Origin of the sequence: Burkholderia sp. Cy-637 (assembly GCF_011753175.1) — a bacterium.
In the GTDB taxonomy this organism is placed as follows: Bacteria; Pseudomonadota; Gammaproteobacteria; order Burkholderiales; family Burkholderiaceae; genus Burkholderia; species Burkholderia gladioli.
On the sequence record NZ_VWWC01000087.1, the window covers coordinates 17,859 to 29,905 of the forward strand.

Sequence of the window (12,047 nt, forward strand, 5' to 3'; positions counted from 1 at the left end):
GCGCCGCGAGAGAAGGGTTCGCGTCGTAAAAAGACTGAAAGCCTTCGTTCATGAGACGCTGCGGGCAATGTAAAGCCACGCTTACAGGGGATCACGTTCACGGGGTGCGCGCGAACGGCCAGCATCGGGACGACACATCGGGTCCGATGCACACCACGGCCTCGCCGCAAAACAAACGAGAACGCCAGACACTGCCGCAGGCTCGATTCATACCGCAGACGACACTGCCGCGGATGCCATCACGCATCCCTGGCGGGACGCTTGCGAGCTTCGTATTCAGGATGTTGTCGCCGTTTCGCCCAGCCGATCGCGGCTGCCCGTCGTGCTTGCGCGATCGCGCGCACCGATCGGCGCCGGGGGCGAGCGCGGGTGTTTTCTCCTTCGCGCGAGTGCCCGCGCGAGGCTGGAAAACCGCGCGCGCATGTGTTTCGTAATGCTTTGGAAAGCAAGTTTTCATCAACGCGACACGCGATCGTTGCGGCTTCCGCATTCATTCCTGAAATTTAATAGTTCTAAGGGTTTACACCTAATCAATTTCGAATTGGCAGGCCGTTATCCCCTGCTGATGCCACGTAAGGGTCATCCCCTATTTGGCGGGTAAAACGTTTGCGCTCCGTCAAGAACGGGGCAAGGCCGACGGGGCGGGGCGATGAATCAGGAGCGTGGGCGGGACCGGCCGGAAGGCGGGCCCGGGGCCACGCTGCACGGCATTGGGGGGCGTGCGCGGGATGCGCAGCCTTGAGTGCAAGACATACCTAAAACGCAAAACTGGGAAACTCAACATGCGCAAGAGTGTTAGGCATCCAGCCTGGCAGGGTGCGGGTTTGTTGCTCCTGTTATGGGGGCTATTCCTGCTATCCGCGATGCATGCGCGCGCAGCGGTGCCGCTGCCGCCGAGCAATCACATCCGGATCAACCTGGGTGCGACGCCGTGGAAATACATCAAGGACGCCGATGACCCGAATTCGATGAATCGGGTCTTCGACGATTCGAAGTGGCAGTCGATCGGCGTGCCGCAGACGCCCGCCGACAACGACACCTTCATCAACATCGAGTCGGGCGGCGGCCAGGGCCAGCTGACCGGCAATACCAACTGGTATCGCAAGCACTTCACGCTCGATCCCTCGTTCGGTCCCGACAAGCTCAACCGCAAGATCCTGGTCGAGTTCGAAGGCGCGCACACCGGCGTGCAGGTCTACATCAACGGCCACTTCATCCCGGGCAACAGCCAGGTCGCGGCGAACGCGCAAGCCACGCACGTGATCGGCTTCATCCCGTTCGTGGTCGACATCACGCCCTACGTGCAGTTCAAGGACGCCAACGGCCAGCCCTTCGACAACGTGCTGGCGGTGAAGGTCTCGCGCGGCGACAAGTTCTTCGAGTCGCCGAGCTTCTCGGGCGCGTTCCGCTTCGGCCAGGACGACACGGGCATCTTCCGCCCGGTCTGGATGGACATCACCGACCGGATCCACATTCCCGAGAACGTCTACGCGGTGCTCAACACCTGGGGCACCTACGTGGCGACCGTCACGGCGAACGATGCGTCCGCAACCATCCGGGTGCAGACCAACGTCCTGAACGAGTATTCGTCCGACCAGCCGGTCACGCTGACCACCCAGATCGTCGACGCCTCGGGCGCCGTGGTGGCGACCGCGCAGGACACGCGCACGCTGCCGGCGAACAGCACCGGGCCGCTCGCGCCCGCCCTGTTCGACCAGATCCTGACGGTGAGCAACCCCCATCTCTGGTATCCGAACAACAGCATCTACGGTCATCCGTACATGTATCACGTGGTCCATTCGGTCAGCGTGAACGGCGTGGTGGTGGACACCAAGGAAAGCCCGCTGGGCATCCGCACCATCACCTGGAACCAGAACTTCCCGGTCATCAACGGCCACCCGCACTTCCTGTGGGGCGCCTCGGGCCGTTACGACTACCCGGCGCTCGGCTCGGCCGTGCCGCCGAACCTGCAATGGCAGGATCTCTCGCTGCTCGCGCAGGCGGGCGGCAGCTCCTATCGCCCCGGCCACTCGAGCCAGGGCCGCGAGTGGCTCGACGCCGCCGACGCCTACGGCATCATGATGCTGCAGCCCAGCGGCGACGGCGAGAACGGCTTCAGCGCGATCTGCAGCGGCACGGACACGGGCAACTGCGTGTCGGCCGACAACATCACGCTGAAGGAAGAGCTGCATCGCGACATGATCATCCATGATCGCAACCATCCCTCGGTGCTCGCCTGGGAGGCGAACAACGGCAAGATGGACACCAGCATCGCCAAGCAGCTCAAGCAGATCTCGCGCACCTGGGATTTCATCAACACGCGCGCGCAAGCGGACCGCACGCCGGATCCGGCCAACGGCGACATCCTCGGCTGCTCGGGCCAGGGCTGCGACGTCGGCGTCAAGCAGAGCAACCCGGGCGTGCCGGCCTATGGCTCGGAATACTGGGGCGACGGCCTGGGCCGCTGGAAGTACGACTTCGAGATCCAGTTCGCCGCGTCCTACATCCGCGACTGGGTGCACAGCGTGGCCGGCAAGTCGTTCGGCATGGCGCACTGGTACCTCGCCGATACGCCGGGTGAAATCAACACGCAGACGGATGGCACGCTGAACACCAACGTGCGTTCGAACGGCGCGTCGATGATGGACGCGAACCGCTTCCCGCGCCTGCTGTACTACATCTACCAGGCGCTCTGGACGCCGAACCAGATCAAGCCGGTGGTCAAGCTGGCGAACACCTGGAACCGTAACACCACCGGCAACGTGCGCGTCAACGCGTTCAGCAACTGCCACTCGGTGCAGCTGCGCCTGAACGGCCAGATCGTCGGTCCGGCCCAGACGCCGAACCCGGTCAACCAGGATCCCTCGGCCGACATCACGCAGAACACCACGCTGCTGCCGGGCCAGGTCCATTGGGACAACATCCCGTTCCAGCCGGGCACGCTGCTGGCCGAGTGCCTGAACGACGACCTGCAGGTCGCCGCCACCGACACGCTGGTCACGGCCGGCCCCGCCGACCACCTGCTGCTGACGGTCGATCCGCAGATCACCAAGCCGGACGGCGACACCTTCGTGCTGACCGCCAATGGCACCGACGCGGCCACGCTGACGGCCAAGGTGGTGGACGCCCAGAACAACCTGGTGCCGGACGCCGGCCAGACGCTGACCTTCGCCGTCACCGGCCCGGGTACCTATCGCGGCGGCTCGGACCACTACGTCGACCACTCGCAGCCGCAGGGCTGGCACGCGCCGGGCGATCCGAACCTGCTGGCCGAAGGCGGCATGGCGAAGATCGCGGTGCGCACGCAGTTCCAGCCGGGCACCGTCAACGTCACGGTCTCGTCGCCGGGCCTGGCCAGCGCGAACGCCTCGTTCGTGGTGCAGCCGGTGCCGCTGGCCGACACGCAGCCGTTCGACGGCACCGACATGAACGTCGGCCCGCAGCAGCAGACCGCGCCGCAGATCCTGACCCAGCCGAGCGACCAGATCGTCACGCTGGGCCAGAGCGGCACCTTCACGGTGCTGACCGCCGGCGCGACGCCGATCGGCTATCAGTGGTTCAAGAACGGCCAGCCGATCGCCGGCGCCAACGCGTACAGCTACACCACGCCGGCGCTTCAACAGGGCGACGACCACGCCAGCTTCAGCGTCGAGGTCAGCAACAGCATCGGCAAGCTCGATTCGCGCAATGCCGTGGTCTCGCTGGTGCAGCCGCAGGCGCCGACGATCCAGCTGCAACCGCTCGCGAAGAACATCACCGCGGGCCAGAGCGCCGAGTTCACGGTGCAGGCATCGGGCTCGCCGGTGCTGACCTACCAATGGCTGCGGAACAACCAGCCGATCGATGGCGCGATCTCGCCGGTGTACGACACGCCGGTGATGCAGACCACCGACAGCGGTTCGCTCTACAGCGTGATGGTGAAGAACAGCGCGGGCGTGATCACCTCGGACCAGGTGGCCCTGACGGTCAACGTGGCGACGCCGCCGGTGATCGTCTCGGACCTCGCCGACCAGAGCGTGCCGTTCGGCCAGAGCGCGACCTTCAGCGTGAGCGCCACGGGTTCGAACCCGCTCAGCTACCAGTGGACCCACAACGGCCAGCCGGTCGGCGACAACGAACCGAGCCTGCTGATCTCGCAGGCCCAGTCGAGCGACGCGGGCAGCTACGTGGTGACCGTCACCAACACGGCCGGTAACGTCAGCAGCCGCACCGCGACGCTGACCGTGAGCGGCACCGACGCGTCCAACCTCGCGCTCGGCGCGCTGGCCAAGTCGAGCAGCGACCAGAACGGCGGGCTGGTGGCCGCCAACGCGATCGACGGCTCGACCACCACGCGCTGGTCCTCGGCGCCGGAAGTCGATCCGTCCTGGCTCGAGGTCGATCTCGGCTCGGTGAAGACCTTCAACAAGGTCGTGCTGATCTGGGAAAACGCCTACGCCTCGCAGTACGACATCCAGGTGTCGAACGACGAGAAGACCTGGAACACGGTGTTCCCGAACGGCCAGCCCGACGGCGCCGGCGGCACCACCGCGCCGGTCACCGGCGCGGGCGGTACCGAGACGCAGTTCTTCGCCAGCCAGTCGGCGCGCTACGTGCGCATGCTGGGCACCAAGCGCGCCACGCAGTATGGCTACTCGCTGTTCGAGTTCCAGGTGCTGGACGCGCCGCAGTGCTCGGCCAACAGCGCCACCGAGCGCTACACGCCGATCCCCGCGCAGCCGGGTACCTGGCAGTCGACCATCCCGGGCCTGCCGTCCGGCCCGTTCGTGCCGACCGTGAAGGACAACGTCAGCGGCCTGACCTGGCAGCAGACGTACACCACCTTCGCGGCCGACGGGGCGCAGTTCACGCAGCAGATCGCCGACCAGTACTGCAAGTCGATCGGCATGCGCATCCCGACGCTCAACGAGGCGATGACGATCGCGCGCGCCAACTACGCGTCCTGCGCGTTCCCGTCGCCGTGGCGCACCTGGACCACTACCCCGGTGCCGAACATCGACAACAACGCCTGGTTCGTCGAATCCTCGGGCAAGTCCTGGGCGGGCATCATCAACAACACGCCGGGCTGGGTGATGTGCGTGTCCGGCACCACCTCGCCGGCACCGGTGATCGTCACGCCGCCGGCGGCCACGGTCGCCAGCGAAGGCCAGGGCGCGCGCTTCACGGTGGCCGTCACGGGCACCGGCCCGCTCGACTACCAGTGGAAGCGCAACGGCCAGCTGGTCGCGATCACCACCATCCCGTCGTACACCACGCCGGCCCTCACGGTGGCGAACGACAACGGCGCGATCTACACGGTCGACGTCAGCAACGCCGGCGGCACGGTGAGCAGCGCGCAAGCCCTGCTGACGGTGGTGCCCGCCACCGCCGGCAACGGCGGCAATGGTGGCGACAACGGTGGCAACGGCGGTAACGGCAACAATGGTGGCAATGGTGGAGACAACGGCGGCGGTGGCAACACGCAGCCGCAAACCCCGAGCGCGAACCTGGCGCTCGGCAAGCCGGCCGTCTCGACCGGCAACGAGAACGACGGCTACGGCCCGTCCAATGCAACGGACGGCAGCCTGAATTCGCGCTGGTCCTCGGCCTTCTCCGATCCGCAGTCGATCACCATCGACCTCGGCACGGTGCAGACCGTCGACCGCGTGGTGCTGCGCTGGCAGGACTCGTACGGGGTGGACTACAAGATCCAGACCTCGCCCGACAACGACCAGTGGAACGACGCGGTGACCAAGACGGGCGACACGGGCGGCACCGAGGACCTGCGCTTCCCGGCGCCGGTGCAGGCGCGCTACGTGCGCATGCTCGGCACCAAGCGGGCCACGCAGTTCGGCTACTCGCTGTTCGAGTTCGAGGTCTACAACACCGCGAACACCCCGGCCTTCCCGATCACGGCCACCTCCAGCGGCGCGGGCACGCTCACGCCGACGGGCAGCACCTCGGTGCTGCAGGGCGGCGTGCAGACCTACCAGTTCGTTCCGGCCGCCGGCGGCGCCGTGACGGGCGTGCAGGTCGACGGCAAGGACGTCGGCATCGTCGATCACTACACCTTCGACGACGTGCTGGCCCCGCACAGCATCAACGTCACGTTCGGCCAGGCGGCAGCGGCGGTGAACCTGGCGCTCGGCACCAAGGCCACGGCCAGCGGCCTGGAGGGTGACGGCTATCCGGCTTCCAATGCGGTGGACGGCAACCTGAACACGCGTTTCTCGTCGAACTTCGCCGACGACGCGTGGCTGACCGTCGACCTCGGCAAGGAAACCGCCTTCAACCGGGTGGTGATCAACTGGGAGAACGCCTACGGCAAGCAGTTCCTGATCCAGGCCTCGCACGACAACGTCGACTGGTCGAATACCGTCTATACCCAGGCCAACGGCAAGGGCGGCATCGACGACCTGTCGTTCAACACCACGACCGCGCGCTACATCCGCCTGCAAGGGCAGCAGCGCGCGACCGGCTACGGCTACTCGCTGTTCGAGTTCGCGGTGTACAACGACCCGTCGAAGGCGGCAGGCGCCGGCACGGGCACGGGTTCGGGCAGCACCGGCACGGGCGCGGGTACCGGCACCGGTTCGGGCAGCACGGGCACCGGCGCGGGTACCGGCACGGGCACGGGCAGCACGGGCAGCGGTGGCGACACCGGCACCCAGCCGCAGCAACCGGCCAGCCCGTTCGTCGAGCAGCCGGCCAACCAGGCGGTGCCGGCCGGCCAGCCCGGCCACTTCGCGGTGATGATGTCGGGTACGGGGCCGTACACGTACCAATGGCAGCTCGGCGGCAAGCCGATCGCCGGCGCGACCAACCGCATCTACGACACGGCCGCCGCGGTGGCCGCCGACAGCGGCAAGCAGTACAGCGTGGCGGTGACCGGCCCGGACGGGACGGTCCTGACGTCGAGCAGCGCCACGCTGACGGTCGACACGACGGTACCGAAGTACACCGTCACGCCGGGCCTGGTCGGTATCGACCTGCAGAACAACACGCAGGGCACCTATACCGACGACCAGGTGTACGTGGCGGTGATCGCGCGCGACCCGGCGACGGGCCAGTTCGCCTGGCTCAAGCCGGACGGCACGCTGGTTGCCGCCTCGGCGGCCGACAACGACGCGCCGAACCACCTGACCGGACCCGATGGCCAGAACTACAGCAACTACTTCTTCACGCTTGCGCAGAGCAAGACGATGCAGTTGCCGCAGAGCTTCTCCGGCCGGATCTTCGTGTCGCTGGGCAAGCCGCTGTACATCAAGATCAACCAGTCGAAGAACGACGACGGCACGACCACCCTCGGTTATGCCCCGCCCAATCCGAACAACGGCACGGACCCGAGCCGCGGCATCCCGTTCGATTGGTTCGAGTACACCTTCGGCGGCAACGGTCTGTGGATCAACCCGACCCAGGTGGACGAGTTCGGCTTCCCGCTCACCCAGGATGTCTACTGGGCGAACGGCACGGTGCACCAGCGCACCGGCATCACCCAGCGTCGCGCCGATCTGTTCCAGGCGTACACGCGTGAAGTCTCGGCGGTGTTCCAGCCGTCGCAGCCCTCGAACTGGGTGATCGAGGCACCGGCTCACGATTCGTTCGCGGCCAACCAGCCCAACGGCCATTACTTCGACGGCTACGTCAACGACATGTGGACGTACTACGCCTCGAACGACCTGCCGATGGTGGTCGGCGCGCGGGCCTTCGTCGGCCGCGCCTCGGGCACGCAGCTGCTGTTCCAGGAAGTCGACCAGCACAACGGCCAGTTCGCCGGCAGTACCTATGCCGTCAACAAGCCGAGCAGCGAGCAGGTGTTCCTCTGCAACGGCGTGTTCCTGGATGGCGACGGCACCCAGCAGCAGATCGAGGCGCAGCTCTGCGCGGCGCTCAACCGCCACGTGATGGGCGACGTCAGCAAGTGGAACGTGCCGTCGGCCTATTACCAGGCATCGCCGTACAACGAGTACGCCCGTTTCTGGCACGACCACAGCGTCAGCGGCCTGGCCTACGGCTTCCCGTTCGACGACGTGAACAACCAGAGCTCGACGATCCAGGCGCCCCCGCCGGGTCCGGAGCACATGGTGCTGGGGATCGGCTTCTGACGGCCGATACCTGATGTAGGCGCGGCATTCGCCGCATGATCCGGGCGCCCGCGGTAGGGGCGCCCGCTCAACTTTTTCGAAGGGTGATCGATGATGAACCGGACCACGGTCCAGGCGAGCGGCGCAGGCCGGCCACGGCTCGCAATCCGCCGCCGCGCGCGCGGCTTCACGCTGCTCGAACTGCTGGTGGTGCTGGTCATCATCGGCATGCTGGCGGCGATCGTCGGGCCGCGCTACTTCGCGCAGCTCGGCAAGTCGCAGGTGACGGTGGCCCGCGCCCAGATCGACGTGCTGACCAAGGCGATCGACAACTACCGGATCGACGTCGGCCGCTTCCCGACCGCCGAGGAAGGGCTGCAGTCGCTGGTGGTCAAGCCCGCCAGCGCCGACAAGTGGAACGGCCCCTACCTGAAGAAGGAAGTGCCGCTCGATCCCTGGGGCCATCCCTACGTCTACCAGGTGCCCGGCACCAAGGGCGACTACGCGGTGATCTCCTACGGCCGCGACGGGCAACCGGGCGGCGCCGGCGAGGACGCCGACATCAGCAGCGAATGACGCCATGCCCGGGTCCGCGCGAGCGGACCCGGCATCGCCTTGCGCCTGTACCCGCCCCGGGCGGGCGGCGGACGCAAGGCCATGCAGCGAGCGGCAACGGCAAGCAGCAACAGGCAGCAGCGGGAACCCAGCACCATGCAATTTGAAGTCAGAGCGTTTTCGCCGGAAAACCGGATCATCGCCCTCGTCGTCGACGCCCAGGACGAGGCCGGCGCGCGCGCCCACGTCGAGGCGCGCGGGCTACATGTCACGCGCGTGGCGCCGGCGCGCGCGCTGGGCCGCCCGGCGGGCGGGCGCGGGCGGATCTCGCTGGTGCTGTTCAGCCAGGAACTGCTGGCCCTGCTCAAGGCCGGCCTGTCGATCGTCGAGGGCCTCGAGGCCCTGCTCGAACGCGAGGGCGGCGCGCGGCTGCGCGGCGTGCTGGAGCGGATCCTGGCCGGGCTGCGCGAGGGCAAGCGCTTCTCCAGCCTGCTCGGCGAGCAGCCCGACGTGTTCCCGCCGCTCTACGTCGGCATCGTGCGCGCGGCCGAGGGCACCAGCGACCTGCCGCGCGCGCTGCAGCGCTACGTCGACTACCAGGAGCGCATCGACACGGTGCGCAACAAGCTGGTCAGCTCGGCGATCTATCCGTCGATCCTGCTGGTGGTGGGCGGCGGCGTGTCGACCTTCCTGATCACCTACGTGGTGCCGCGCTTCGCGACCATCTACGAAGGCACCGGCCGCGCCCTGCCGTGGATGTCGCAGATGCTGCTCGACTGGGGCAAGTTCGCCAGCGCGCACGGCCTGCCGCTGGTGCTGGCCGCGCTCGCCGGCGTGGCCGCGATCTTCCTCGGGGTGCGCGCCACCATCGCGCGCGTCGGCCTGGTCAGCCTGCTCTCGCGCGTGCCGCTGCTCGGGCCGCACCTGCGCATCTACCAGCTCTCGCGCCTGTACCTGACGCTGGGCATGCTGCTCGAGGGCGGCATCCCGATCGTGGCGGCGATGGAGACCGCCTGCGGCACGGTCTCGCCGTCGATGCGCGACGCGCTGCTGCTGGCGCGCTCGGCCGTGCAGTCGGGCGAGCCCCTGTCGGGCGCGTTCCAGGCCCGCCAACTGACCACCCCGATCTCGCTGCGCATGCTGCGGGTGGGCGAGCGCTCGGGCGAACTCGGCGCCATGCTCACGCAATCGGCCGCCTTCTACGACGGCGAGATCAGCCGCTGGATCGACCGCTTCACGCGCATGTTCGAGCCGCTGCTGATGTCGGCGATCGGCGTGGTGGTGGGCACCATCGTCGTGTTGCTCTACATGCCCATCTTCGATCTCGCGGGGAGCCTGTCGTGATGCATCTCGAAACCGCGCCGGGCGAGGCGCTCCCTCTCGACGCCATGCCCTTCGACGCCGAACTGCTGGCACGCGCCCGCGCGAGCGCGGCCGCCACCCAGCGCCACCTGGTCGAGGAGCTGCAGGCGCTGACCGGCGTCGAACCCATCGAGCTGCTGCGCGCGCTGGCGCGCCAGACGGCGATGCCGGTGCTGGAGACGGCCGGCATGCTGGCGCTCGAGCCGGTGTTCGAGCGCGTGCCGCTGTCGCGCGCCATGCAGCGCCGCTGCGCGCTGCTGCGCGAACCCGGCGGCGCGCTGGTGGGGGTGGTCACCAGCCCCTTCGACCTGGACCTGCAGACCTGGCTCGGCGCCCAGGCCGGCGCCGCCGTCGAGATGCGGCTCGCGCTGCCGGGCGACCTCGCCGCCTATCACACGCGCATGGAGGAATCGGCGCGCGCGGTCGACAGCCTGGTGAGCACCGGCGACGGCCTGCAGGCCGACGGCCGCGCCACCCAGGTGCTGTCGTTCCAGAGCGTCAACGAGGCGGCCAGCCCGGCGGTGAAGCTGGTCAACTCCACGCTCTACGACGCGCTCAAGGCCGGCGCCTCCGACATCCACCTGGAGAGCACCGCCACCGGCCTGGCGCTGAAGTACCGCGTGGACGGCGTGCTCGACGCGGCCGCCACCCTGCACGGCGTGGAAACCGCCGAGCAGGTGATCTCGCGCCTGAAGGTGCTGGCCGAGCTCGATATCGCCGAGCGCCGCGTGCCGCAGGACGGCAGCTTCCGCGTCGCCGCGGGCGGGCGCGACATCGACCTGCGGGTGTCGATCATGCCGAGCATCCACGGCGAGGACGCGGTGATCCGGATCCTCGACAAGCGCGCCATGATCGAGGCCTATGGCTCGCTCACGCTGGAGGCGCTCGGCTACGACGCCGATTCGCTGGTGGCGCTGCGCGCGCTGGCCGAGGAGCCCTACGGCATGCTGCTGGTGACCGGGCCGACCGGCTCGGGCAAGACCACCACGCTGTATGCCGCGCTCACCGAGATCCACAACGGCCGCGACAAGATCATCACCATCGAGGACCCGGTCGAGTACCAGTTGCCCGGCATCCTGCAGATTCCCGTCAACGAGAAGAAGGGGCTGACCTTCGCGCGCGGGCTGCGCTCGATCCTGCGCCACGACCCGGACAAGATCATGGTGGGCGAGATCCGCGATCGCGAGACCGCCGAGATCGCCGTGCAGTCGGCGCTCACGGGCCACCTGGTGCTGACCACGGTGCACGCCAACAACGTGTTCGACGTGTTCGGCCGCTTCGGCCACATGGGCATCGATCCCTATGCCTTCGTTTCGGCGCTCAACGGGATCTGGGCGCAGCGGCTGCTGCGCGTGAACTGCCCGCGGTGCGCCGCGCCCTACCAGCCGAGCGACGCCGAGCTGGCGCGGCTCGGCCTGTCGCGCGAGGCCACCGCCGGCTACGACTTCCGCCAGGGCACCGGCTGCGGCGACTGCCGCGGCACCGGCTATCGCGGCCGGCGCGCGATCGCCGAGATCCTGATCCTCGACGACGAGATTCGCGACCTGGTGGTGGAGAAGCAGCCGATCCGCGTGATCAAGGAAGCCGCGCGCCGCAACGGCACGCGGCAGTTGCGCGAGGTCGCGCTGGGCCTGGTGAAGCGCGGCGAGACCACGCTGGCCGAAGTGAAGCGGGTGACCCTCAATGCTTGAACGCTGGATGAAGCGGCTCGCGCCGCGTGGACACTGCCGGCTCGCGCTGTCGCGCACCACGGTGACGGTGCGGCGCGTGGGCGCCTCGCGCAAGGTGCCGGCGCTGTTCGTCGAACGGCCGCTGCCGGAGGCGGGCACGCCCGAGGTGCTGGCGGCCGCCATCGGCGCCGCGCTGGAGGAATCGGGCGGCCACGGCCTGCCCGTGCACGCGAGCTTTGCCGACGAGCTGGCGCGCTACTTCATCGTTACCCCGGCCGACCCGAACAACTGCTTCATCGACATCCAGGCCGGCGCCGGCGGCACCGAGGCCTGCGACTGGGCCTCGATGCTGCTGCGCCAGTACCTACGCTACTGCGAGCGCAAGGGCTTCAAGACC

4 protein-coding genes and 1 pseudogene are annotated in these 12,047 nt (G+C 68.2%); all 5 read left to right on the forward strand.

All coding sequences use genetic code 11. The annotated features are described in order from the left end of the window. Window positions 1–968 precede the first annotated feature (968 nt). A complete protein-coding gene (locus F3J10_RS21575; RefSeq protein ID WP_240155674.1) occupies window positions 969–8,084 on the forward strand; it encodes a beta-1,3-glucanase family protein in 7,116 nt (2,371 codons plus the stop codon). 90 nt (window positions 8,085–8,174) lie between these two features. After that, on the forward strand, window positions 8,175–8,639 hold the full coding sequence (gene gspG / locus F3J10_RS21580) for a type II secretion system major pseudopilin GspG (protein WP_013696237.1): 465 nt from the start codon (window positions 8,175–8,177) through the stop codon (window positions 8,637–8,639). Between the two features lie 135 nt (window positions 8,640–8,774). Beyond that, a complete protein-coding gene (locus F3J10_RS21585) occupies window positions 8,775–9,962 on the forward strand; it encodes a type II secretion system F family protein (RefSeq protein WP_167242949.1) in 1,188 nt (395 codons plus the stop codon). After that, complete coding sequence (locus F3J10_RS21590) at window positions 9,962–11,671, forward strand: GspE/PulE family protein (RefSeq protein WP_167242950.1); 1,710 nt, start codon at window positions 9,962–9,964, stop codon at window positions 11,669–11,671. The genes F3J10_RS21585 and F3J10_RS21590 overlap by 1 nt, the downstream gene beginning before the upstream one ends. Window positions 11,672–11,783: 112 nt before the next feature. Next, window positions 11,784–12,047: pseudogene (locus tag F3J10_RS36565) on the forward strand (PCRF domain-containing protein); the annotation flags it as partial.